We start from the raw sequence: 24,924 nt of genomic DNA, 5'->3' as shown, positions 1-24,924 counted from the left end.
ACTGAAGTGCCCGAGAGCATCCCCTTCCAGCCGGGAGGCTGCAAAATACAAGCCATGGGATCAGGCACCGTGAAAGAGCGAAAAAACAGTGGCAAGTCGACAAGAAAGATATAAAAGAAAAGACAACGAGAATTTTCAATGAAAAGAATGTTAATTAACGCAACTCAAAAAGAAGAGTTGCGTGTCGCTCTGGTTGATGGCCAGCGACTTTTCGATCTTGATATCGAGAGTCCAGGTCATGAATCTAAAAAAGCGAATATCTACAAAGGACGTATCACACGTATCGAACCAAGCTTAGAAGCCGCATTTGTTGATTACGGCGCCGAGCGTCACGGTTTCCTCCCTCTCAAAGAAATTGCCCGCGAATATTTCCCTGAAGGTTACACCTACCAAGGTCGTCCAAGCATCAAAGAAGTGCTAACGGAAGGCCAAGAAGTTATCGTTCAAGTGGAAAAAGAAGAACGTGGAAGCAAGGGCGCAGCTCTTACTACTTTCATTTCTCTTGCTGGTAGTTACCTTGTTCTGATGCCTAACAACCCTCGTGCTGGCGGTATTTCTCGTCGAATCGAAGGTGACGAGCGTACTCAACTAAAAGCCGCATTAAGTACTTTGGAACTGCCTCAGGGCATGGGCCTAATCGTACGTACTGCTGGCGTTGGCAAGAGTGCTGAAGAGCTTGAGTGGGATTTGAATGTACTACTTAACCACTGGGGTGCAATCAAAGGTGCAGCGGACTCTAACCCTGCTCCATTCTTAATCCACCAAGAAAGTAACGTTATCGTTCGTGCAATCCGTGACTATTTGCGTCGTGATATTGGCGAAATCTTAATTGATAGCAACACCATCTACGAACGTGCAAAAGAGCACATTCAATTGGTGCGCCCTGATTTCCTTAACCGCGTTAAGAAATATGAAGGCGAAGTTCCACTATTCAGCCACTACCAAATCGAAAGCCAAATTGAATCGGCTTTCCAACGTGAAGTGCGTCTGCCATCTGGCGGTTCTATTGTTATTGACCCGACTGAAGCACTAACGTCTATCGATATCAACTCTGCTCGTGCAACCAAGGGCGGTGATATTGAAGAAACAGCCCTAAACACGAACCTAGAAGCAGCCGACGAAATTGCTCGCCAGTTACGTCTACGTGACTTGGGTGGCTTAGTGGTTATCGACTTTATCGATATGACACCTGTTCGCCACCAACGAGAAGTAGAAAACCGTCTACGTGAAGCCGTTCGTCTTGATCGCGCTCGTGTACAAATCGGTCGTATTTCTCGCTTTGGTTTGTTGGAGATGTCACGTCAACGTTTAAGCCCTTCTCTAGCAGAAGCAAGCCACCACATCTGTCCTCGCTGTAGCGGTACTGGAGTCGTTCGCGACAACGAATCTCTAGCACTTTCTGTACTTCGTTTAATCGAAGAGGAAGCACTGAAAGACAATACAGCGCAAGTTCTCGCAGTTGTACCTGTGCCAATCGCTTCTTACTTGTTGAACGAAAAACGTCGTTCAGTTAACCATATCGAACGCATTCAAGAAGTGAAGATTACGGTTGTTCCAAACTCTGACATGGAAACGCCGCACTTCGAAGTTATCCGTGTTCGTGAAGGTGAAGAGTTCGATTCTGATTTCTTACCTACTTCCTAAAAAACTGGAAGCAATGAAAGAAGCGGAAGGTAAAGAGCCAGCGGAAGTTGACGTAAAACCAAAACGAATTGAAGAGCCAGTTCTTAAAGGCTTTGCGGCTCCGTCTCAAACCGCACCTGCACCAGCAGCTAAACCAGCTCCTGAGGCGAAGAAGAAAGAACAAAACGTTGAACAAGAAGAGAAACCTGGATTGTTCAGCCGTCTGTTTAAAGCACTTGGTAGCTTCCTATTCGGTGGTTCTGAAGAAACAAAAGAAGAACAGAAACCTCAGGAAGAGAAAAAACCAAATCGCGATAATCGACGTAACAAACGTGATCGTAACGATCGTCGTCGCAATAACAACCAGCGCGATAATCGTGATAACCGCGACAATCGCGATAACCGACGTCGTCGTAAGCCTCGTGATGAGCAGGCTAATGAGCAAAACGAAGCTCAACAACAAACAAATAAACCGCAAAACCGTAACCAAAAGCGTAAACCTAAAGCTCAACAGGCAGATAAAGCCCAAGAGCAGAAAGCAAACGCAAAAGTAGCGGAAAAAGGTCTGCAGCTAGCAGCGGAAGCTCGTACTGAAACAAAACCAGAAGAGAGCAAACCGAAGCAGCAAAATGCGAAAGCAGAAAAAGTGAAAGAGCGCCGCCAACGTCGCAAATTGAACAAGTCTGTACGCGTTAAGGACCAAGAAGCTATTGAGAAGAAAGCCGAAGAAACAGCGGTTAAGACTCAAGAAACGGTTGAAGCTAAAGTTGAAAAGCCAACAGAAGCAGCGGTAGAGGCACAGCAAGACAACAAGCAAGCAGAGTCTAAGCAACGTCGTAATCGTCGTTCGCCACGTCACCTGCGTGCAAGCGGCCAGCGTCGTCGCCGTGGCCGTGATCGCCGCCCTAACCCGTTCCGCCTACGTAAGGGAGGTGTCGCTTCTCCTGAAATGGCTATGGGTAAAGTAATGCCACGTTACATTCCGAAACCAGCACCTAAGAAGGAAGAGCGAGTTAAGGAAGAAGCTGTAGCAGCAGTACCTACAATCCAAGGTGGCTTTGCGTGTCCAGAAATGGCAATGGGTAAAGTGATTATTCGTCGCGAGCAGCCTGTCGTAACAGATGCGCCAGTTGTTGAACACAAGGTTCAAGAAACCGTTGAAGCGAAAGTGGAAGCTCCAGTAGTAGAAGCACCCGTTGTGGAAGCACCTGCTGTGGAAACAGTAATCACAGAAAAAGCTGAATCAGCAGTAATAGAAACAGCCTCGGTAGAGCCTATCGTTGAAACTCCTGTAACTGAACATGCTGAACCGGTTGATGCCATTGTAGAAACGGCACCTGCTGAAGAGCCTATCGTTGAAGCAGAAAAAGAGATTGCGGCCGAAGCGCCAGTAGATAAACCAGAGCCTAAAGTCGAAGCCATTAAAGTTGCGGCTAAGCTAAACGCTAGCGCACCGATGACAAAAGCACCTGGCCCTCAAGAGCTACGCGAAATCACGGTTGCAGCAGCACCGTTCAAAACCGAACGTTACCAAGCTAAAGGTGCTGGTAGCCAAGTGGCTAAAAACCGTGCATCGGCAGAGATGACAAAGCCTAACTTTAACTAGGCTAAATCATTACGTTCAACTGCTTAACGGCATAAATAAATTAAAGGCTACCATCTGGTAGCCTTTTTTATCTTCATATTTGCCCAAAAAATTGTTCATATAAATACCAATTCGTGATCACATTTGTACGCCATTATTCGTATCATTCTTGAACTTAATCACACTTTTCGGTAGCATGCGCCGACTCAAGTTTTCGACACCATTCTGATGCTGCTCTTTTAATACTACGGTTTACACTGCAATGTTTGATTAAAATTCAACCTTCCAGTGGCTTGTGCAAATACGAATATGTGTCGGGTTTAACTCATTGCAAAGAGAACTTAAAAACAAACATGTTCGAATTTCCCCAATTTTCTAAGCACTCCGTAAAAAATGATGTGCTATCAGGCTTAACCGTTGCGCTAGCATTGGTTCCTGAAGCTGTCGCATTTGCGTTCGTCGCAGGCGTAGATCCGATGGTCGGTCTTTACGCTGCATTCATCGTTGGTCTTATTACTTCCATTTTCGGTGGTCGTCCTGGCATGATCTCTGGTGCAACAGGTGCCATGGCAGTCGTAATGGTTTCGCTTGTCGCGACTCACGGTGTCCAGTACCTATTCGCAGCCATCATGCTCGCTGGTATTCTTCAAATTGCCGCTGGTATGTTTAAATTGGGTAAGTTCATCCGTATCGTACCTCACCCTGTGATGATCGGTTTTGTGAACGGTCTGGCTATTGTTATCTTCCTAGCTCAGTTGGGTCAGTTTAAAGCGCCAGACATCAACGGCATGCTTACTTGGCTACCACAAGACCAGATGCTGCTAATGCTTGGTTTGGTTGCGCTGACTATGGCAATCATTCACTTTCTACCAAAAATCACAACAGCTGTACCCTCTTCACTTGTTGCGATCGTAACGGTGACGGCTTTAGTGGTTGGCTTGGATCTGGAAACTCGCACTGTTGTTGACTTCCTGCGTACAATGTCTGGTGATGAAGCTGCAACACTCGCAGGTTCACTACCAACCTTCTCTATTCCTGCGGTACCATTTACACTAGAGACACTACAAATCATTCTTCCATACGCGATCATTCTCGCGGCCATTGGTCTAATTGAATCTCTACTAACACTGACAGTTTTAGATGAGATGACGAATACTCGTGGTCAATCTAACCGCGAATGTATCGGTCAAGGTATGGCAAACATGACGTGTTCTGTGTTTGGCGCAATGGGTGGTTGTGCGATGATTGGTCAGTCGATGATCAACGTAAACTCAGGTGGTCGCGGCCGTCTATCTGGTATCGTTGCGGCTATCGCTCTATTGATGTTTATCTTATTCGCTTCTTCGCTAATTGAAATGATCCCACTCGCTGCTCTGGTTGGTGTGATGTTCATGGTTGTCATTGGTACATTCGAATGGGCAACATTTAAGCTAGCACGCCGCGTACCGAAGCAAGACTTCTTCGTTATTGTTCTTGTGACCGTTGTTACTGTTCTTACTGACCTTGCTGTTGCCGTAGCGGTTGGTGTTATCGTTTCTGCATTAATGTTTGCATGGCAACACGCTAAGCACATCTATGCCGACACGTGCTTAAACGAGGAAGGTTCAAAAGAGTACAAGATTCACGGCCCTATTTTCTTTGGCTCTGCGGCTAACTTCCTGGAGTTGTTTAACGCGCCTGAAGATCCAAAAGATGTGATTGTCGATTTTGCAGACTCTCGCGTGACAGATCACTCTGCAATTGAAGCCATTGAAACACTGGCTGAGCGTTACAATGCTCAAGGTAAAACGCTACACCTTCGTCACCTAAGCCCAGATTGTCGTAAACTTTTGGACAAAGCTGGCAGCTTGGTTGAAATTAACGTGAAGGAAGACCCAAGCTACAAAGTCGCAACCGACATACTAGCGGGTTAACACGAATAAAAAGGGATGAGCTGAGCTCATCCCTTTTTCTATTGTCTTCAAGCACGGCGATTATAGCTTCTTCAAAATTGCGTCTGATGCCTCTTCGATTAAATCAAGCACCAGTTCAAAGCCATCTTCCCCACCATAATATGGGTCCGGGACTTCGTCGTAAACTGACTCAGAATGACTTAAAAATAACGATACTTTGTGTCGATACTTCAACGGACAAATATCCAATAAATCGGCCAAATTTGCTTTATCTGCGGCTAATATAAGGTCAAACTTTTCAAAGTCATCAATGGTGACTTGGCGCGCTTGCATTCCTTTAAAAGAATAGCCTCGCTGCTTTCCTGCTGCCATCGCTCTTGAATCCGGTCGGTTTCCTGCGTGGTAGCCAATTGTACCTGCCGACTCAACCTCTACTTCAACGCCTAGCTTTTGAGCTTTCACTCTTAACACTGCCTCTCCAGTTGGTGACCGACAAATGTTTCCCATACAAACAACAAGTATTTTCTTCATTTTATTCCCTGAATTATCGGTGGTTTTTCTTCACGATATGTTGGTCTATCATAGCGAGATAAATCAATGAACCCAAATTAGCTTGGGCACAGCACGAAAAGGAATTGAGGAAGTATTATGTCTATCGAAGAAAATAAAGAAGCACGCCATAAAGCTCGCCAACAAAAAGTCAAAGAACAGGTAGACGCAAAAATCGCTGCTGCTCAAGAGGAAAAAGGTCTGCTACTGATCATTACCGGAAATGGTAAAGGTAAATCGACATCAGGATTCGGTACGATCGCACGCGCAGTGGGTCATGGTTTGAATTGTGCTGTCGCGCAGTTTATTAAAGGTACTTGGGACAACGGTGAGCGCAACCTACTTGAGAAACTCGGCGTTGAATTCCAAGTAATGGCAACCGGCTTTACGTGGGAAACTCAAAACAAAGCCGCTGATACCGAAGCAGCGCAAGGCGTATGGCAAGAATGTAAGCGCATGCTGCAAGACGACTCTATCGATGTCATCTTGTTTGACGAGCTAACTTATATGGTGAGCTACGGCTACATCGACTTAGACGAAGTGGTCGAAGCACTGAGCAACAGACCTAAAATGCAGTCGGTTATTATTACTGGGCGTGGCGCACATCGAACCCTGATTGAAATGGCCGATACCGTTTCTGAAGTGAAAAATGTAAAGCACGCATTTGAATCTGGCGTAAAAGCCCTCAAAGGCGTCGATTGGTAACACTCGCAGAGTAATTTAAAAAGGGTTGGCAAAATGCCAACCCTTTTGATTTTCACGCACGGTTAGTTGAAAAGATTCTTCAATAAACCATCGACCGCATCTTTGGTTTTCTCGTCTTTGATTTTGTCCGTTAGCTTCTCTACGCCACGATCGATTTCTTTTTGAGCTTTCTGCTTCAGAACATCATCGAATACGAGCTTGAATTTAGGATCTGCCCACTTACCAGACACATTGATTGGAATCGTGATGTCTTTCAGCTCATCTATATCTTTACCGCCCTGGCCTTCTAGGCTGCCTACAACTGACGTGCTGATAGTAAAGTCGACTGTTTCATTGATGTAGTTTGCGGTACCTTTACCACGAACACGTAACAATGGAGACTGAGCTTGCATATTATCCGTTGATACTACACCTTTGTTGAGTTTCAATGTCGCCGTCATCGCACTGAAGTCTGTTTTCTTAGCTTCATTGGTGCCTTCAACTTTTTGCCCTTTAAATTTCGCATAGTTTTCACGAATCAACTGAGCAACGTTGATGCCATTCACCGCACCGTCAGCAAAATTGATAACAACCGTACCAGATAGATTCTTCTTGATACCGGTAGGCGTGAGACTCTTACCTGTAACATTCACATCAATGTTACCTGTCCCTTCAAGTTTGTCGTTTTCAGCAACGTCTATAAGTAGCGGTTGAACTTTCACGCCTTTGATTGACTTTTTAACGCTGTAAGTCGCTGGTGATTGGCGTGCATCTAACTTCGCTGTCGCTGAGATTGAGCCTTGGTACAACTTCGAACTAAATGATGTAAGCTCAAACACGCCACGATTTACAGTGAAGCTCGTTTTTACCGCTTCCATCTTCGCATTTGCCGCTTTGAATTTGTCGATGGTAATGTCACCCTTTACATCTAACGCTTTCAACGCAGACAAATCAGGCTCAACCTCAGGTCCGGCAGGAGCACTCTCGCCACCAGAAGCAGGCTTATTACCTTCGGCAGCTTGCTTATCTAACCCTAAGAACTCATCAAGATCGATATTGGGGCTATGGAGAGCAAAGCGTACTTTAGGAATATCACCGAGTGTCACATCTGCCTTACCATCTAGGGCGATAGCATTCGCTGTTAACTTCTCTAGAACAAAACTCAGATGGTTTTTCGTTAGGTCGAAAGACAGATCAGACACCATGTCGACTTTCATCTGGGACTGAGGTAAGGCATCACCCTCAAAAGTCGATTTAAGAGTTAACTTATCCAACTGTACTTTGCTGATAGCCTTGTCCACGCTAAGTTGACCAGCACCCTGCATATCTAACTTCATACCACCAGTGTCACCCTTAATGGCATAAGTCAGGTTATTTACTTTATCGAATTCAAACGTGTCTAAACCGATCGTTGCCGATTCAATTTTATTGGCAGGGTCAGAGTATGTCGCATCAAAGTTGATGTTCTTTAGCGCGTAGTTTGCCAAACCTTTTTCTAGCTTAAAGTCTGCCTGACCTTTCGCGGTGAACTTTTGGTCGTTCATTTCGCCCTTCACGCCAAAATCAGCCGTTGTCCAGTTGTCAAAAGCGAATTCGGAAAGGTTTAATGAAATATCATAAAGTTTGGTGTAACTACCGGCTTGCTTATCCTGCATTTCTAATGAACCGTTAGAAACCGTAACGCCAGCAAGATTAATACTCCAATCAGAACCAGAAGTTTGCGTTTCACCATTTTGCGTAGGCGCAGCATTGCTCTCTTGTTCTGCTTGTTGTGTTTGGGCTTTCGTCAATGCATCAATATTCTTGCTGCCATCTTTCTTGGTTTCAATGTAGAACTCAGCACCATCAAGCGTGACGTTTCCAATTTCAAGCTGCTGACTAAAAAGTGGCATAACAGAGATGTCTACACCAACGGTATCAACTTTGAATAAATTGGGTTTACTAAAGCCTTGTGGGTTTCGCAATTCTGTATGTCCCAACTCAAAGCCAATCGATGGGAAAAATTGCCAACTGATATCCCCTTCAATCACCAACTCTAATCCCGTTTGCTTTTGCGCTTGCTCAACAATAAGGGGTTTAAACTGATTCGGATTGACGAAGATGGTTAACGTTAAAATTGCGACCAAAATGACCACAATCGGTATTGCTAGAATTAAGAGCAGTTTCTTCATTTGTTTTTCCTTGCTCGAGTGTTTTTACAATTATAAGCGCAGACTCCATTTACCGCTGACAGTTCCACAAAAGCGTGAAAAGTGTCTGGTTTTAACCTGCAACTGACTAATTTAAAAACAAAAAAAGAAGTGGCACTTAAGGTGCCACTTCTTCTCTTAAAAATAAAGCGATATAGCCGTCTATAGGCTTAAGCTTTCAAAAGTCTTGCAATGTGAGCTTTTAATACATCAATTGCGATACGGTTTTTACCACCGCGAGGAACAATAATGTCCGCATATTGCTTAGAAGGTTCGATAAACTGCATGAACATCGGACGTACTGTTTGTTGGTATTGCTTAAGAACAGACTCCATAGTTCGGCCTCGTTCTTCCACATCACGCTTAACACGGCGAAGCAAGCAAATATCTAACGGTGTGTCCATAAATACTGTCGCATGCATCAAATCACGAAGACGAGGGTCTGTAAGAAGAAGGATACCTTCTAGAATGATCACCTTTTTAGGTGTCATTGTGGTGGTGTTAATTGTTCTTGTGTGCTCAGTGTAGCTGTACTCAGGCACTTCTACTGCTTCACCACGTACCAATTTTTCTAGGTGCTCACACAGTAGGTCGTGGTCCAACGCACTCGGGTGATCGTAGTTCGTCTTTACTCGCTCTTCCATGCTTAGGTGGCTTTGGTCGTTGTAGTAGCAATCTTCCGTGATGACACCGATTTGATGATCGCCTACTTTCGCGCGAAGCTCATTATAAATAGTGCTCGCGATCAGACTTTTTCCAGAAGCAGAAGCGCCAGCAATACCTACGATGACGCATTGATTATTATCAGACATTAGTTTGCACCCGATGATGATTTCTAGTCACATAAAAAGATAAACTGCCTGATTATAGGGAGTTCACCCCATAGTTACTAGTTGGAATTAGGGTTTAGTCATAAGTTTCTGCCTGCTCAGAGGATTAACCTCCGAGCAAACGTTAAAATGTGCAATTATCAACCAACAGGCATAGTAAACTTAGTTCACCATTGTAAAGCTAATCGCATCTGGTTTTGCTTTGCCTTGCCAAAACATCGTGCTACATACGCGATCGGCAAGTTGCTTATAATACCCTGCATGCTCACTTTCTGGGCGTCTTGCTACTGTTGGCACGCCAGCGTCAATATCTTCTCGCATAGAGATATGAAGCGGAACTTGTCCTAACAATGCTAAGCCAAATTCTTGCGACATTTTTTCAGCTCCGCCCATACCAAAAATATGCTCTTTCGCGCCACATTGACTACAAATGTGATAACTCATGTTTTCCACAACACCAATAACCGGGACATGGACTTTGTTAAACATTGCCGCTCCCTTCCTTGCATCGGCAAGGGCTAAATCTTGCGGCGTTGTGACTAGCACGCTACCTGTTACCGGAATTTGTTGTGACAGAGTCAATTGAATATCCCCCGTACCTGGCGGCATATCAATCACCAAATAATCCAAATCTGGCCAATCTGTTTCAGTTAATAACTGCGACAACGCTTTTGAAGCCATTGGACCACGCCATATCGCCGCTTCTGATTTATCCACCAAATAACCGATAGAATGAGTATAGATGCCGTGAGCAAAAATGGGTTCCATCCACTTGCCATCACGAACTTCTGGTTTAGCATCTTCTTGCCCCAACATCATAGGTACAGACGGACCATAGATATCTGCATCCAACAATCCCACTTTCGCCCCAGATTGAGCAATTGCCAACGCTAAATTAACTGCGGTAGTAGATTTACCAACGCCACCTTTCGCAGAACTGACGGCAATGATGTTCTTAACACCCTTAACCGAGTTAGCCACTTGAGTTTCTAAAGCTTTAACTCCAAGGCGAATATTAAATGGGAATTCAGCCACTTTACCCGAGGCTTGCTGCTGTTTGATCCAGTCATGCAGTACGGTTTGAAGCTCATTACTTGCGAATGGCAACGTTATATCAATAGAACCCTGTGTCGTAATCGAAATTACGCCATGAATATCTGCCCAGTTTTCCACCAACTGTGGATGTTGGAATTGGTTAAACCAGTGACAAAAATCTTGTTTTGAAGTGAACTGATGCATAAGCCCTCCTTTTAGATGTCATGCTACCACCGTCCAGGCTCAACCAGAACCCCAAAAAAACTAAGGCATTCCGCAGTTTGACACCTTGGAGTTAGTCAGTTCATGGGGTAGTATTATCCATCAAAATTTATTTATACCTATCAAGAAAAGCGAATATTAAGTATGGCAAACGATCCAAAAAACTTTCCGTCAAGGAAAATGCTGGTAACTTGTGCCCTTCCGTACGCTAACGGTTCGATCCACCTTGGTCATATGCTTGAGCATATCCAAGCGGACATTTGGGTTCGTTACCAACGCCTACGCGGCAACACTGTAAACTTCATCTGTGCTGACGATGCTCACGGCACGCCAATCATGCTTAAAGCGCAACAGATGGGTATTACTCCTGAAGAAATGATTGCCGCAGTTAGCGAAGAGCACCAAAAAGACTTCGCTGGATTTGATATCAGCTTTGATAACTACCACAGCACACACTCAGATGAGAACCGTGAGCTAGCGTCACACATTTATCTTGAGTTGAAGAAAAATGGCTTTATCTCTAGCCGCACTATCTCTCAGCTGTTCGATCCAGAAAAAGAGATGTTCTTACCGGACCGTTTCGTAAAAGGTACCTGTCCAAAATGTAAGTCTGAAGACCAGTACGGTGACAACTGTGACAACTGTGGTGAGACTTACAGCCCAACAGAACTGATCAATCCTAAATCTGCGGTTTCTGGTGCGACGCCAGTAATGAAAGATTCAGAGCACTTCTTCTTCGACCTACCTCAGTTTGAAAGCATGCTAAAAGAGTGGACTCGCTCTGGCTCGCTACAAGCTGAAACAGCGAACAAAATGCAAGAATGGTTCGAATCTGGTTTGCAGCAATGGGATATCTCACGTGACGCACCATACTTTGGCTTCGAGATCCCTGGTGAGAAAAACAAATTCTTCTACGTGTGGCTAGACGCGCCTATCGGCTACATGGGCTCTTTCAAAAATCTATGTGACAAGCGCGACGACCTAGATTTCGACGAGTATTGGAAAAAAGACAGCTCAGCAGAGCTGTACCACTTCATCGGTAAAGACATCGTTTACTTCCACAGCCTATTTTGGCCAGCAATGCTAGAAGGTTCTGGCTTCCGCAAACCTAACAACGTATTCGTCCACGGTTACGTAACGGTGAATGGCGCGAAGATGTCGAAGTCTAAAGGTACCTTCGTTAAAGCGAGCACGTACCTAGAGCACCTAGACCCGGAATGCCTACGTTACTACTACGCTGCGAAACTAAACAGCCGTATCGACGACCTAGACCTTAACCTTGAAGACTTCACTCAGCGTGTAAACGCTGACGTAGTAAACAAGATTGTTAACCTAGCTTCGCGTAACGCTGGCTTCATAGCAAAACGCTTTGACGGCAAACTGTCTGACAACTTTGCAGAGCCTGAACTTTACAACGAATTTGTTGCTGCGGCTGACCGTATCGCTGAGCTTTACGAAACGCGTGAGTTTGGTCGTGCAATCCGTGAAATCACGGCATTGGCAGACAAAGCTAACCAATACGTTGATGAAAAAGCACCGTGGGTTGTAGCAAAAGAAGAAGGCAAAGATCAGGAACTACAAGACATCTGTTCTGTCGGTATCAACCTGTTCCGCGTACTGATGACTTACCTGAAACCAGTAATGCCATCGCTAGCTGCGCGTACTGAAGCGTTCCTAAACCAAGAGCTAACTTGGGAAAACATCGCTGCTCCACTAACAGGCCACGAGATCACTAAGTTCAAAGCACTGTTCAACCGTATCGATCCGAAGAATGTTGAAGCGATGATCGAAGCGTCTAAAGAAGATGCGGCGGCAGAAATGGCGGCGAAAGAGAAAGCTGAAGCGGAAAAGAACAAGGCTAGCCAAACCGAGCTAGACAAAGAACCAATCGCTGAAGAGATTGAGTTCGATGCTTTTGCTGCAGTAGATATGCGTATCGCTCGTATCATCTCTTGTGAAGAAGTACCAAAAGCCAACAAACTGCTTAAGTTCCAATTGGACATCGGTGGTGAAACTCGTCAGGTATTCTCTGGCATCAAGTCAGCTTACAAACCTGAAGAGCTAGAAGGCAAGCTAACGGTAATGGTAGCAAACCTAAAACCTCGTAAGATGAAGTTTGGTATGTCTGAAGGTATGATCCTTGCGGCAGGCCCTGGTGGTAGCGACCTGTGGATCCTTGAGCCACACGAAGGCGCTCAACCTGGCATGCGCGTAATGTAAGTTGTAGCTTTACAATCAAATTTAAAAAGTCCTCGCCAGTTCAGCGGGGACTTTTTTTGACTGAATTCACACTTTTGGGGAATTTGTGCACCAAACTTGTACAGCACCTCTCCCATCACAATCCTAAATTACTGTTTTAATAGAATTTAATTAGTGGCATCAAAACTGCAATCTTCCTTGTTAGGTCCAAACACTAACAAGGAGTTGGTTATGTTTGTTTTGATTTCCACACTATTGTCCATCGCTATTTTAGCTGGAATATATCACTTATCTTCTAAACGAGAGCAGCAACATGCGCGCAAATATCAGCTGTTAACATTGTTGCGAGATGTTGTTCACCTTCTGAGATACCACCGAGCTGCTACTCACTACTCGCTTCAATTCCAACAAAACGATCAACAAAAATTGGACGCTCTTAATGATGCTCTGACTAACAAGCTTCATCTTTTAGTCGAAACCTCACGGTTTGAAAACAAACCCATGTATCGCGTATTACAGATTAAAGTAGGGAAACTACTTGAACAATGGGATGACCATAGTGTTGCAAGAAACCAGATGGAGCATGGTAAGTTGATTCGTCATTGCTTGTTTTTGATGGATGAAGTAACCATCGCATGGCTAGCGGTTGAGCAAAGAGATGACTTGCATAATGAGTATCACATGAACTGGCAAAACATTATGGATAGCTTGGAGACCCTGACTCAGTTACGAATCAGCATTCAAGATTTAGGAGAGCAAGGCGGAAATGAGCGTTTCAAAAATTATGCATCGGTCATGATGCGTAAGCTAAACCAACTAGCGGTTATCGCTCCACTTAGCATTACCTCTCCTGCTTCCACGCGCTCAATACAGACGCTAAATGAATACGTGACAGGGAGTCATGTCGACTTAACAGAAGCAGAGCTTTATGGCGTCACATCTGACTTGTCATTGACCATCTTCAATACTTACGACCATGTCCTTTCAGATGTCGTAGAGTCATTATATCTACCGTTACCCAGACTCTCGCTAGCAGGATAAACGTTCCATGCCTTATTATTGGTGCTAGGTCCGTCGCCGACTTATAAATAAAAACAAAAAAACCGCAGGCCTAAGGCACTGCGGTTTTCGTTTATTCAACTTGTCAGCGCTTAGCTGTCGTCTTCCGTGAAGTTCGTTGGTAATTGCTTTTTCATTTCGTTCCAGATCAACGCACTTTCCATACCATAATGACGAATCACTACTGGTAGTTGCTCACGCTGGCCACTTTCACAAGTTTCGAGCAATTGATGGTAAAACTTCAGAGCTAGCTCACGAGAAGCTGGATTTGAGAAGTAGTAGCTACCGACACGATCGTAGAGCTTCTTCAAACCATTAAAGATCAAACCGTAAATTTGATTTCCTGAATGGAATGCTAGGCGCTGGAAAAGCATATAATCGTAAAAGTTGAACGTTTTAGCAATCAAGATTTCTTGACGCTTCGCTTCATCTTTCTCGTTATCTTCTTTCACATTCTGCAGAACTTTTTCAGCATACGGCGAAGAAGCGATGAATTCGTCCCAGGAAGCCGCATTCATTAAAGCTTCACAAGATTCGATTACGTTCTTAATTGTACGCTCAGAGCTCTCTTTGTTCGCTTTAAATGCATAGCGCATAAAGATAGGACTGATGTTGGTACGTGCCGCAAGCAGATCTTCTACAATGTTTGTCGCATTATCAACGTCTAGCGTCATTAAAGTATCCAAAATATGCAGACCAGAGGTCTCCATAAATTGGTTAACTTTCGTAGGTTTGCCGTGCTGGATAGTCAGCCATCCATCACGGGCTAGTCGTTGAAGAACCTCTCTTAAAGTCGTTCGAGTAACACCAATCAGTTCGGACAGCTCGCGCTCAGCAGGTAAAATTGAGCCTGGAGGAAAACGGCCGTTCCAAATGCTCTCGATAATATATTTTTCTGCGAATCCCGCAGGGCTTTTCGCCTTTATGACCATTCTACTTTTTATCCAATATTGATTTCTGAGGGTCGATACTACTCATCATACCACTACTTAGCGGTTTGAGAAAATTTACGATCAATAGTGGAAACGACTACATAACATAGAGTTAATACTCTATATGTTGTGTCAATTTAAGAGGCTCTAACATGCGAGCGAAAGCAGTAAAATATGAATTTTCATTTAATTAAACAGCTCACAAATCTCGGAGAAATAAAGACAACCGTGTCACATTTTTATATTCAAAATATGAAAAATTACTTTGTATATCACAGTTAATATTCTTTCTTAATTTGCCTTTTCTCGTCACTGACCGTCATTTAAAATCCAAGAGGATTTTTTTAAGACTTTCATGGTATAGTAACGCTGTTTTGATCGCGTTATTACATTTAAAAAGTCATTTTAGTCGGTAGCATCACGTTTTGTTATTGACTAATAAATGCCTGAGTGTAGAGTTTGCGGTCGAAAGTGAGCGGTGCTTGAGTTCAGGGGAAGTAACTTGGCAAGACTACAATAAACAAAGGATTGTTGTTTTACTAAGTTATTGTTTTTAAAGACTAGTTAATAAGTCTAACAAACAGATACTTAAGCACTATTGTAGTGTCTATTCATAATTTTGTTATAAAGAGAATTATCATGCCGATATCGCTCGGAAACGCTTTTATCAAGAACTTCCTTGGTAAAGCGCCTGATTGGTACAAAGTTGCCATTATAGCCTTCTTAATAATTAACCCGATTGTATTCTTCCTAATAAACCCATTTGTAGCTGGATGGTTGTTGGTCGCTGAATTTATTTTCACGCTAGCAATGGCATTAAAATGCTACCCATTACAACCTGGCGGTTTACTTGCTATTGAAGCCATTGCTATCGGCATGACTAGCCCTGCGCAAGTTAAGCACGAATTAGTAGCAAATATCGAAGTACTGCTACTTCTGGTATTTATGGTTGCGGGCATCTACTTCATGAAGCAGCTATTGCTGTTCATTTTTACCAAAATTTTACTTGGCATTCGCTCTAAAACCCTACTATCACTCGCGTTCTGCTTTGCTGCGGCATTTTTGTCTGCGTTTTTGGATGCCTTGACGGTTATCGCCGTTGTTATCAGCGTGGCGATCGGCTTTTACTCTATCTATCACAAAGTGGCGTCTGGTAACCCTATCGGTGACCATGACCATACACAAGATGACACGATCACTGAACTAACGCGTGATGACCTAGAAAACTATCGTGCCTTTTTGCGCTCTTTGTTGATGCATGCTGGTGTAGGTACTGCCTTAGGTGGCGTAACCACGATGGTTGGTGAACCTCAAAACTTAATTATTGCAGACCAAGCGGGTTGGTTATTTGGTGAATTCCTAATCCGTATGTCTCCAGTGACACTACCTGTATTTTTCTGTGGTCTCATCACTTGTGCTTTAGTTGAAAAGCTTAAAGTGTTTGGCTACGGCGCGAAGCTTCCTAACAACGTTCGTCAGATCCTCGTCGATTTTGACCGTGAAGAGCGTAAAACGCGAACAAATCAAGATGTCGCAAAACTCTGGGTTCAAGGTCTTATTGCGGTTTGGTTGATCGTTGCACTCGCTTTGCACTTAGCGGCTGTCGGCTTAATTGGCCTTTCTGTGATCATTTTAGCGACCGCATTTACTGGTGTCATTGAAGAGCACTCCATGGGGAAAGCGTTTGAAGAGGCCCTGCCCTTCACTGCACTGCTTGCAGTATTTTTCTCGATCGTTGCTGTAATCATTGACCAAGAGCTGTTTAAACCAGTCATCGATGCGGTGCTTGCCGTTGAAGATAAAGGTACTCAGCTAGCTCTGTTCTATGTGGCGAATGGCTTATTATCTATGGTGTCGGATAACGTGTTCGTTGGTACGGTTTACATCAATGAAGTAAAAACTGCACTCATTGAGGGTCTCATTACTCGTGATCAGTTCGACTTACTGGCGGTGGCAATCAATACTGGTACTAACCTGCCTTCTGTTGCAACGCCAAACGGTCAAGCGGCATTCCTATTCTTACTCACATCGGCTCTCGCTCCATTAATTCGTCTGTCTTACGGTCGAATGGTTATCATGGCGCTGCCTTACACCGTCGTTCTTGCGATTGTCGGTCTGATGGGAATCATGTTCTTCCTAGAGCCTGCAACCGCTTCTTTCTACGAAGCTGGTTGGATTTTACCTCATAGTGGTGATCTGACTCCCGTAGTATCCGGTGGTCACTAAAATTTGAGTTGATTAGGAAACTTATCCACGATAAAAAGCTCTGAGTATTCAGAGCTTTTTCTATTTCAGACAGGAACAAAAACGTGACTATTTTAAATTCACTTAACCAGTTTTCAAAGGGACGTTTATCGTGGCTACTGCTTCTGCTATTCGTCGTTTTCTTTGAAGCATGTGCCCTCTATTTTCAGCACGTCATGATGCTTGCACCATGTGTCATGTGTATTTATGAAAGAGTCGCGATGATTGGAGTGGGCGTCGCTGCAATGGTTGGTATATTGGCACCCAAGAACCCAATTTTCCGCTGGCTAGGTTTGATAGGCTGGGGATTAAGTGCTTACAAGGGTTTGTTACTTGCGATGCAGCACGTTGACTACCAGTTTAATCCATCACCATTCGCGACTTGCGATTTATTCGTCACATTCCCTAGCTGGGCTCCGCTCAATCAGTGGGTTCCTTGGATGTTTGAAGCATATGGTGATTGCTCTAAGGTTGTGTGGCAGTTCCTTGATTTATCAATGCCACAATGGTTAGTCGTAATTTTTGCAGGCAATTTAATCGCTTTGGCATTAATTGTAATTGCACAATTCTTCCCTGCAAAACGCGTTAATCCAATTCGTTAATCCTACTGACGCGTAAAAATTAACAAAAAGCCGACCATCTGGTCGGCTTTTTGTTAAGTGGATAGCGCGGCGATTCGATTTAGCCGCGTGATTGACCACAGCACTGCTTGAATTTTTTTCCGCTCTCACAAGGACAGGGATCATTGCGCCCGATACCTTTGAATGGGTTTAGGCTTTGAGCTTTATTGCCTACCATCAACTCATCCGCGCCCAGCGCGACTTCACCGACCATTAAATCAAGCTGGTCGACTAAATCTGTCAGGGCCGGTGGCGTTTCAATACCTGCGTCGCGCATCTGTTGCTGCGTTGCTGGCTCATCGATAGCCAGCATCAAAGTGGTCAGTAATGCTTGCAGCATACGCTGTAATCCATCATTGAGCTCAACGTCTTGCCACTGTTCTTCAATCATTGGCCAAACAGACATAAAGCCTTCGGCAAAATCAGCAAGTTGTTCAGGTTCTTTGCCTGTTAGCTCTAGCACAGAATATTCGTTTCGTTGAATTCGGTTATGCTGCTTGTGAATTTGCTCTTCCACAGCTGGTTGAATCGCTTTGAATCCCTCACCTAATAGCGGCTCTAACCACTTTTCAGGAGCGAGTGGTTTTGTCGTCAGATTCGCAGCTAACACTGCGCCTTCGATAAATAGGCAAGATTCATCGACGTGAACTTCACCTTTTTCAATCAATGTGTATTGCATGACATCTGGTTTCCCATAAATTTGGCGGCATTATACCTCAGAGCTCAAAAGCACGTAACCTAACGTTGTGTGTTTGACTGCATTGGGCGCTTCGAGTCTTTTAATGACAAACTTAACTTACATCGCTACAATCGCCCTCCTTTTTACCACCAAACTGTATTAGGCAAGCTATGCGAGTTGTACTAGGCCCAATGGAAGGCGTTTTAGATCATTTGATGCGCCAAATCCTGACCGAGATAAACGACTATGACCTGTGTGTTACGGAGTTTGTTCGCGTAATCGACCAGCTATTACCCGATCATGTGTTTCACCGTTTATGCCCAGAGCTGTTGCAAGGTTCTCAGACTGCATCTGGTGTGCCAGTACATGTGCAATTGTTGGGACAAGAACCGAACTGGATGGCTGAGAACGCAATTAAAGCGGCAAACCTTGGCGCCAGAGGTATTGATATAAACTTTGGTTGCCCAGCCAAAATGGTCAACAAAAGTAAAGGTGGAGCAGCGCTACTCCAACATCCAGAGCTCATTCACCGTGTGGTTAAAGCTTGTCGAGAAGCCGTTCCAGAAGCCATTCCCGTAACTGCAAAAATTCGTCTTGGCTGGGAGAACCCTGAAGATTGCTTTGAAATTGTCGATGCCATTCAGTCTGCTGGCGCAAATGAACTGACCGTACACGCACGTACTAAACAAGGTGGTTATAAAGCTTCTGAGATAAAATGGGATTACATCAACCAAATTCGTGAACGTTTTGATATCCCACTGATTGCGAATGGCGAAATTTGGAATTATGAAGACGGTCAACGTTGCATTGAAACGACTGGCGTTAACTCTTTGATGGTGTGCCGAGGCGCTTTCAATATCCCTAACTTAGGCAATATGGTAAAACATAACCACCAGCCAATGTCATGGCCCGAGGTGGTTGAGTTGCTCATCTATTATTCCAAGTTTGAGATGAAAGGCGATAAAGGCTTGTATTACCCAAACCGCGTAAAACAATGGTTCTCTTACTTACGTCAGGCTTATCCTGAAGCAAAAGACCTATTTAGAGAAATCAGAACGTTCAACAAAGCCGCACCAATTGTTGAGCATATTCAACGCTACCGCGATGACTTAAACTCTCAGGTTGCATAACTCCCGAACACAAAAAAGGACGAATATCTCGTCCTTTTTTGTATCTAAATCCTAGTAACAGATCTTATTTTTGCCGGTACTTTTGGCTTGATATAACTTTTCATCCGCCGCTTTAAACAATTCATCAAAGTTTTCTACTCGGCTCTCTTTACTAAACACCACACCGCCAGAGATCGTAAAGCCTTCTTTCGTTACGCGTGTCGAGCGCTCATCTATGGCCTTTTTTACTCTGTCTAAAATGAGTTTAATGCCCTCTGAATCTTCGTCATAAATCGCTAAAACGAACTCTTCGCCACCAAACCTTGAGGCAACATCGGTATGGCGAATATTTTCACGTATACATTTTGCAACAAGCTGAATTGCAGAATCACCGACATCATGACCATAGGTGTCGTTGATCTTCTTGAAGTTATCAATATCGAACACTGCTAAAGCAACCTGTTTTTTTGTCATCTTATTACGCCACACGGTTTGCATACCTCGACGATTCAATAAGCTGGTCATTGGGTCTCTTGCTGCCAGTTCTTTAAAGTAGCGTCGCTCGCTATGCATATTCACATAGAACAAGACGACGGTACTCAACACGTAAATAAATAGTGCGACAATAAGGCTGTATTTTTCAAAAACCGCTAGGTTCTTAGCTTCATCCCAAAGGTTGTACTCGTAGTACATGCTGTGATTCGCACTCAATCGCTCTAATTCGACTGGTTTGATTCGTGTACTGTTTGAAGGAATGGATTGTAAATTGGAAACCAAATGAAACTGACCTACAAGACCTAGCGACGAAGCCATAAGCGTATTGATGTCAAAATCAATAGATAAAACACCTTGATGTTCTCCTTTCTCATAGACGGGTACCGTCATACTAATGACTTGACCTTCCATCGAGTCCAACACAGGCCCTGGTCCAGCCAAGGTAATGTTCACTTTATCTTGCGCGGTTTTTTGCCAAAAAGGTCGGGCTTTTAGCGTTGACAAAAGCTCTTTTGTGAAATTTTTTGCGTAGGTATCGGGTGAGGAGATAACGTAACCGCGCTTGTCAATGTAATGGATTCCAACAATGTGCGATTCAATATCGTGCAGAAATGACAATGACGGCGCAAAACCCGCCTTTTGTTCAGCTAACTGGTTAATCGTTGAACCTTGCTGACATAAGCTTTCGTCCCCTACGATCATATAATCCAGGTCAACCGCAGGTAACCCTTCACTATAAACACTTTCGAGTAATAACACATCTATAGGCCAAAGATAACAAAGCCCTTCTTTGACTAAAGAATTATGTTCTTCAAACAGTGGGTTAGCGTAATTGGTATAGTTGGTGAAGCTGTAATCTAAAGCCGTGAGTACTTTAATACCGCGAGACATTGCACGCTCGATACGCGAATACTCAGAATCGATATAGCGGTTAACCGCATCATAGTAATTTTTCGTTGTCACGAGTAAAACCACTACAAATAACGCCAGAGGAAAAAAGATGACAAATGAGAGGCTAAATCGCCTTTGGTTTACCATTGAGTACCATGCATATGAAAGGTCAATAGTCTCTTATGACTGCTATTAAATTGATACTCGTTATCTGGTGACGCATGCAATGCAGCACCAGATAACAAGAGACCAAACAAATGTGTGCGCGCTGTTTGAGACCGTTTATATATTAAAGGAGTTTAATCAATATAGAGTGTGGTGTCACTTTAGTCGCCATAATTTGCAGCTCTGTGCCGACATATTGACAGAGATATGACCTTTATAATCAACCTGTTCTGTGTCATCTAACAACGATATAACTTGGCTAACCTCCAAGCCCAGTTGCCACATAGGTAAATCGATTGAACATTCATTACCACTGAGATTAATCATAACAACGACTGCTTCGCGACCCAGTACACGTGCGTACGCCAACTGGTTGTTAGTGCAATGAAGCCATTGAATACAGCCCGACTGTAAAGGCTTACATTGTTTACGTATCTTGATCCATTGTTGGTAAAGCGATAGCCATTGTGAACTTTCAATTTCATTCCAAGGAAAACAACGACGATTATCCGGGTCTAGCCCTCCTTCTAGACCGACTTCACTCCCGTAGTAAATACAAGGCGTGCCAACGTAAGTCATAAGCATTGCTAGCGCGATGTTCATTTTACGCTTATCACCATCAACCAGTGTGATAAACCGAGCAGTATCGTGACTATCGAGTTGATTTAGCTGCGATAGCTGATTAGAAAATGGGATTTTTGCTCTGGCTTCGTCCAACCATGCTTTAAACTCCAAACCATCAATGTTGATTGGATCGTACATAATGTCTTGTCGTGCGATAAAAGCTCGAACTGGATGAGCAAAACCGTAGTAGTTCATCGCCCCATCCTCTTGATCACCTTGCAACCACTGCGTTGCTTCAAAAAAGTGCTCACCTAACACATAAGCATTCGGGTTTACTGACTTAGTCGCATTACGAAACGCTGCCACATAATGAGCATTGTTTTTCGCGCCGTCCCCTTCGCCAAGCATATGAATTACATCAAACCGCCAGCCATCAACCAAGTACGGTGGCTTCAGCCAATACTTGATGACAGACTCTTCACTTTGGTAGATGTAGTCGCGCACCTGTTCATTTTCGAAGTTTAGAACCGGTAAGTTACCAATGCCTTTCCAACCAATGTAGTGATTGGTTTCGCCTTCGAAAAAGTAGTAATCACGGAACTTTGACTGCGGATTGCCATACGCTCCTTCTCCTTTTTGATGGATATCAAACCAAGGATGATGCACTGACGTGTGGTTAAACACCGCGTCTAAGACAATCTTCATATTCTTACCACGGATTTTCTCACACAGTTCAGCAAACTGATCATTGGTGCCGAACATAGGGTCAACAGTGAAGTAATCGGTGGTGTCGTATTTATGATTACTTGGTGAAGAAAAGATCGGATTAAAATAAAGCGCAGTAACGCCGAGCTGTTCAAGATAGTCCAACTTTTGCTCCACACCTTTGAGGTCGCCGCCAAAGAATTCACGCGCCCCGGTATTTTGGTGAGAGCCTACCGCGTCTCCCCACGCCTTGACGATCGATGCAGAATCATACTGAGCATAAGCGTGGCGAATATCAGACTCACTTTTACTAGCAGAAAAACGGTCAGGAAAGATTTGATAGAAAACTTGCTCTTGGACCCAGCTTGGTGGTTGATGGTTTACATTCAACTTAAAGTGGAACTCTTTGGGTGGAATACGCTTTTGCACACCCCGTGCATCGAGCCAGTATTGTTGTCCGTCTTTGAGGATCTTAAACACATAATGTGTGACATCTCGATCTCGATTTGGTCGAAACGATGCCTCCCATAGTAACAATTCCCCAGCTGTTCCAATTTGAGCCATGTCGACCAGATATTCTTCATTGTCCGGCTCAATACGCACATAGACGGAATCAAAATCCAATGTCTCGGTTTTCAGTCTGACTGTAATTTGCTCGTCATTAAAAGCTAAACCATCAATAGTTTGACTATGAAAAATAAATGGCAGGTTCATTATGGGCACTCCTCGTCATCGGATATGCCACTATGTTATTGAAGAATTAGAGACAAGAAATCCTCCTTGCGAGTTGACATATCAGCCAATTTTCTCAAGGAGGATCACACTTAGTAGGCGTAGTGACTTGTCGGATACCGCTTAGTTCAACAAGAGACTGTCATCTGCCAGCTCTTCACCACGCACTTTGGAGAACATATCCAACAAGTCTGGTACTTGCATGTTAGCGCGCTGCTCTCCAGCCACATCAAGCACAATTTCACCTTGGTGAAGCATTACGGTCCTATCGCCACATGCTAATGCGTCTTTCATCGAATGCGTCACCATCATCACGGTTAAATCGAACTCATCGACAATACGTTTAGTTAAGTCGATAACAAACGCCGCCATACGAGGATCAAGCGCAGCCGTGTGTTCATCAAGCAATAACAGCTTACTCTCCGATAACGTCGCCATCACAAGGCTAACGGCTTGTCGTTGTCCACCAGACAGCAACCCAATGCTATCACCCAAGCGGTCTTCTAAACCAAGACCGAGGATGCTAATTCGCTCTTGGAACAGCTTGCGACGTTTAGTAGAGAGCGCCAATCCCCAGCTGCGTTTTTTACCACGCATGTGCGCTAGAGCCATGTTCTCTTCTATCGTCAGTTCACCACAAGTCCCGGCCAATGGATCTTGAAACACTCGGGCACATTGCGTCGCACGTTGGGCTACCGTCTGCTTGGTGACGTCTTTGCCATCAATGATCACCTGACCACCTATCATCGGCGTCTCACCTGTCACCGCACCAAGCAACGTGGATTTTCCCGCGCCATTAGAACCAATCACGGTAAGAAATTGATGCTCTGGAACCTCTAAAGAGACGCCTTTCAATGCACGATTTTCCAAAATCGTCCCAGGGTTGAACGTGACCTGAATATTATTTAGTTCGATCATAATGCCTCCCCAGAACCATTTTTTGATGCCGCTTGTTTAGCATCAGTAACGCGTTGTTTCGCTCTCATGCTCTGTTTTAGCTTTGGAGCAATAAGCGCCACAGCCACCAATACTGCGGTAACAAGGTTGAGGTCTGAAGCTTGTAAACCAAACATGCCAGAGCTCAAAGCGAAAGCCACTGCAAGGCGATAAAGTACCGAACCGATGATGACCGCAAATACCGCAACCCAAATCTTGCGCCCGGGAATAAGGGTCTGCCCCAAAATCACAGCTGCCAAACCAACGACAATGGTGCCCACGCCAGAGGTCACATCCGCAAAGCTGTTCGTTTGTGCAAACAACGCGCCTGCGAATCCCACAAACCCGTTGGATAAAGCCAAGCCAAAGTAGGTATAAAAGCCAGTGCTCGCCCCTTGCGCAGAAACCATACGCGCATTCACACCCGTGGCTCGTAAACCAAGACCAAAGTCGCTGTTCAGCAGGCGAATGACAAAGAAAGCGGAAAGAAGAACTAAGACCCCAACAACCAGAGGGCGAATAAACATCGCATCGCCCAATGCTTCAAACGGAGTGAGAATAGTATCCTCTCCAAGCAACGCCATATTAGGTTTGCCCATAATACGAATATTAATTGAAAATGCAGCGATCATGGTAAGAATGGAAGCTAACAGGTGTAAAATACCACACCGAACAGCCAGAAAAGCGGTTACCCACCCCGTCATACTACCAGCTATCATCGCCATTATTGTCGCAAGCCAAGGATTAATACCTGCGACAATCGCCGTTGCAGCCACCGCAGCTCCCATTGGAAAGCTGCCATCCACACTCAAATCGGGGAAATCGAGAACACGGAACGTAAGATACACACCCAGAGCGACTAGGCCATAAATCAAGCCAATTTCGAGTGCGCCAAAAAAAGCAAATGCAGACATAACTGCTCCTTTCTGCATGCTCAGGCTGGCTAATACCAACCTGAACGTAAGACTTCTAACGTATACTCCCC

Annotated in this window: 17 protein-coding genes and 1 pseudogene; 8 read left to right on the top strand and 10 right to left on the bottom strand. The window is 44.4% G+C overall.

Annotated features, from left to right (window positions below):
• Positions 1–138 precede the first annotated feature (138 nt).
• Positions 139–3,229: pseudogene (rne, locus tag UQW94_RS12675) on the top strand (ribonuclease E).
• A gap of 332 nt (positions 3,230–3,561) precedes the next feature.
• Positions 3,562–5,121: a SulP family inorganic anion transporter gene (locus UQW94_RS12670; protein WP_005380840.1), complete on the top strand. Its 1,560-nt coding sequence runs from the start codon at positions 3,562–3,564 to the stop codon at positions 5,119–5,121.
• Positions 5,122–5,181: 60 nt separating this feature from the next.
• Here UQW94_RS12670 and UQW94_RS12665 read toward each other — a convergent pair whose 3' ends face one another.
• A complete protein-coding gene (locus tag UQW94_RS12665; protein WP_033905751.1) occupies positions 5,182–5,631 on the bottom strand; it encodes a low molecular weight protein-tyrosine-phosphatase in 450 nt (149 codons plus the stop codon).
• A 117-nt stretch (positions 5,632–5,748) separates the two neighbouring features.
• Between UQW94_RS12665 and cobO the strand changes: the two genes are divergently transcribed.
• On the top strand, positions 5,749–6,354 hold the full coding sequence (gene cobO, locus UQW94_RS12660; RefSeq protein ID WP_005380837.1) for a cob(I)yrinic acid a,c-diamide adenosyltransferase: 606 nt from the start codon (positions 5,749–5,751) through the stop codon (positions 6,352–6,354).
• Between the two features lie 62 nt (positions 6,355–6,416).
• Here cobO and UQW94_RS12655 read toward each other — a convergent pair whose 3' ends face one another.
• From UQW94_RS12655 to apbC, 3 genes are all read right to left on the bottom strand, one after another.
• A complete protein-coding gene (locus UQW94_RS12655) occupies positions 6,417–8,504 on the bottom strand; it encodes an AsmA family protein (RefSeq protein ID WP_322142259.1) in 2,088 nt (695 codons plus the stop codon).
• A 188-nt stretch (positions 8,505–8,692) separates the two neighbouring features.
• The gene (gene udk, locus UQW94_RS12650; protein WP_005380833.1) at positions 8,693–9,334 is read right to left on the bottom strand and encodes a uridine kinase; all 642 of its coding nucleotides are present in this window, start codon (positions 9,332–9,334) and stop codon (positions 8,693–8,695) included.
• 180 nt (positions 9,335–9,514) lie between these two features.
• Positions 9,515–10,591, bottom strand: a complete 1,077-nt coding sequence (apbC, locus tag UQW94_RS12645; RefSeq protein WP_138939567.1) for an iron-sulfur cluster carrier protein ApbC — start codon at positions 10,589–10,591, stop codon at positions 9,515–9,517.
• A 162-nt stretch (positions 10,592–10,753) separates the two neighbouring features.
• Between apbC and metG the strand changes: the two genes are divergently transcribed.
• Together metG and UQW94_RS12635 are read left to right on the top strand one after the other, a co-directional pair.
• The gene (gene metG, locus UQW94_RS12640; protein WP_170893533.1) at positions 10,754–12,829 is read left to right on the top strand and encodes a methionine--tRNA ligase; all 2,076 of its coding nucleotides are present in this window, start codon (positions 10,754–10,756) and stop codon (positions 12,827–12,829) included.
• A gap of 210 nt (positions 12,830–13,039) precedes the next feature.
• On the top strand, positions 13,040–13,849 hold the full coding sequence (locus UQW94_RS12635) for a hypothetical protein (RefSeq protein ID WP_130545878.1): 810 nt from the start codon (positions 13,040–13,042) through the stop codon (positions 13,847–13,849).
• A 110-nt stretch (positions 13,850–13,959) separates the two neighbouring features.
• Here the strand turns inward: UQW94_RS12635 and fadR are convergent, their stop codons facing one another.
• Complete coding sequence (fadR, locus tag UQW94_RS12630) at positions 13,960–14,799, bottom strand: fatty acid metabolism transcriptional regulator FadR (RefSeq protein WP_005380824.1); 840 nt, start codon at positions 14,797–14,799, stop codon at positions 13,960–13,962.
• A gap of 639 nt (positions 14,800–15,438) precedes the next feature.
• Between fadR and nhaB the strand changes: the two genes are divergently transcribed.
• Both nhaB and dsbB read left to right on the top strand, forming a co-directional pair.
• Complete coding sequence (gene nhaB / locus UQW94_RS12625; RefSeq protein WP_005380822.1) at positions 15,439–17,025, top strand: Na(+)/H(+) antiporter NhaB; 1,587 nt, start codon at positions 15,439–15,441, stop codon at positions 17,023–17,025.
• 83 nt (positions 17,026–17,108) lie between these two features.
• Complete coding sequence (dsbB, locus tag UQW94_RS12620; RefSeq protein WP_213885513.1) at positions 17,109–17,645, top strand: disulfide bond formation protein DsbB; 537 nt, start codon at positions 17,109–17,111, stop codon at positions 17,643–17,645.
• Positions 17,646–17,724: 79 nt separating this feature from the next.
• On the opposite strand, the gene UQW94_RS12615 is transcribed toward dsbB, so the two are convergent.
• Complete coding sequence (locus UQW94_RS12615; RefSeq protein WP_005380818.1) at positions 17,725–18,342, bottom strand: YecA family protein; 618 nt, start codon at positions 18,340–18,342, stop codon at positions 17,725–17,727.
• 170 nt (positions 18,343–18,512) lie between these two features.
• Here UQW94_RS12615 and dusC point away from each other — a divergent pair, with 170 nt between their 5' ends.
• Positions 18,513–19,472 (top strand): tRNA dihydrouridine(16) synthase DusC, encoded by a 960-nt coding sequence (dusC, locus tag UQW94_RS12610; RefSeq protein ID WP_017633856.1) that lies wholly within the window; start codon positions 18,513–18,515, stop codon positions 19,470–19,472.
• A gap of 51 nt (positions 19,473–19,523) precedes the next feature.
• Here the strand turns inward: dusC and UQW94_RS12605 are convergent, their stop codons facing one another.
• From UQW94_RS12605 to UQW94_RS12590, 4 genes are all read right to left on the bottom strand, one after another.
• On the bottom strand, positions 19,524–20,984 hold the full coding sequence (locus UQW94_RS12605) for a sensor domain-containing diguanylate cyclase (protein WP_213886608.1): 1,461 nt from the start codon (positions 20,982–20,984) through the stop codon (positions 19,524–19,526).
• Positions 20,985–21,158: 174 nt separating this feature from the next.
• On the bottom strand, positions 21,159–22,985 hold the full coding sequence (gene malZ, locus UQW94_RS12600) for a maltodextrin glucosidase (RefSeq protein WP_213886607.1): 1,827 nt from the start codon (positions 22,983–22,985) through the stop codon (positions 21,159–21,161).
• A 141-nt stretch (positions 22,986–23,126) separates the two neighbouring features.
• Positions 23,127–23,921, bottom strand: coding sequence for an ABC transporter ATP-binding protein (locus UQW94_RS12595; RefSeq protein ID WP_005387275.1), 795 nt, complete (start codon positions 23,919–23,921; stop codon positions 23,127–23,129).
• The gene (locus UQW94_RS12590) at positions 23,918–24,853 is read right to left on the bottom strand and encodes an ABC transporter permease (RefSeq protein ID WP_012841584.1); all 936 of its coding nucleotides are present in this window, start codon (positions 24,851–24,853) and stop codon (positions 23,918–23,920) included. The genes UQW94_RS12595 and UQW94_RS12590 overlap by 4 nt, the downstream gene beginning before the upstream one ends.
• Between the last annotated feature and the right edge of the window lie 71 nt (positions 24,854–24,924).

This window comes from Vibrio sp. PBL-C16, from assembly GCF_034321865.1.
GTDB classification, from domain to species: Bacteria; Pseudomonadota; Gammaproteobacteria; order Enterobacterales; family Vibrionaceae; genus Vibrio; species Vibrio alginolyticus.
This window is presented reverse-complemented; position numbering and strand designations above follow the sequence as displayed.

Bases quoted from the DNA above. Each gene is read 5' to 3' on its own strand.
- metG (WP_170893533.1), top strand. From the start codon at position 10,754: ATGGCAAACGATCCAAAAAACTTTCCGTCAAGGAAAATGCTGGTAACT.
- apbC (WP_138939567.1), bottom strand. From the start codon at position 10,591: ATGCATCAGTTCACTTCAAAACAAGATTTTTGTCACTGGTTTAACCAA.
- UQW94_RS12590 (WP_012841584.1), bottom strand. From the start codon at position 24,853: ATGTCTGCATTTGCTTTTTTTGGCGCACTCGAAATTGGCTTGATTTAT.
- dusC (WP_017633856.1), top strand. From the start codon at position 18,513: ATGCGAGTTGTACTAGGCCCAATGGAAGGCGTTTTAGATCATTTGATG.
- UQW94_RS12670 (WP_005380840.1), top strand. From the start codon at position 3,562: ATGTTCGAATTTCCCCAATTTTCTAAGCACTCCGTAAAAAATGATGTG.
- UQW94_RS12595 (WP_005387275.1), bottom strand. From the start codon at position 23,921: ATGATCGAACTAAATAATATTCAGGTCACGTTCAACCCTGGGACGATT.
- fadR (WP_005380824.1), bottom strand. From the start codon at position 14,799: ATGGTCATAAAGGCGAAAAGCCCTGCGGGATTCGCAGAAAAATATATT.
- nhaB (WP_005380822.1), top strand. From the start codon at position 15,439: ATGCCGATATCGCTCGGAAACGCTTTTATCAAGAACTTCCTTGGTAAA.
- UQW94_RS12605 (WP_213886608.1), bottom strand. From the start codon at position 20,984: ATGGTAAACCAAAGGCGATTTAGCCTCTCATTTGTCATCTTTTTTCCT.
- udk (WP_005380833.1), bottom strand. From the start codon at position 9,334: ATGTCTGATAATAATCAATGCGTCATCGTAGGTATTGCTGGCGCTTCT.
- malZ (WP_213886607.1), bottom strand. From the start codon at position 22,985: ATGAACCTGCCATTTATTTTTCATAGTCAAACTATTGATGGTTTAGCT.
- UQW94_RS12615 (WP_005380818.1), bottom strand. From the start codon at position 18,342: ATGCAATACACATTGATTGAAAAAGGTGAAGTTCACGTCGATGAATCT.
- UQW94_RS12635 (WP_130545878.1), top strand. From the start codon at position 13,040: ATGTTTGTTTTGATTTCCACACTATTGTCCATCGCTATTTTAGCTGGA.
- cobO (WP_005380837.1), top strand. From the start codon at position 5,749: ATGTCTATCGAAGAAAATAAAGAAGCACGCCATAAAGCTCGCCAACAA.
- UQW94_RS12655 (WP_322142259.1), bottom strand. From the start codon at position 8,504: ATGAAGAAACTGCTCTTAATTCTAGCAATACCGATTGTGGTCATTTTG.
- UQW94_RS12665 (WP_033905751.1), bottom strand. From the start codon at position 5,631: ATGAAGAAAATACTTGTTGTTTGTATGGGAAACATTTGTCGGTCACCA.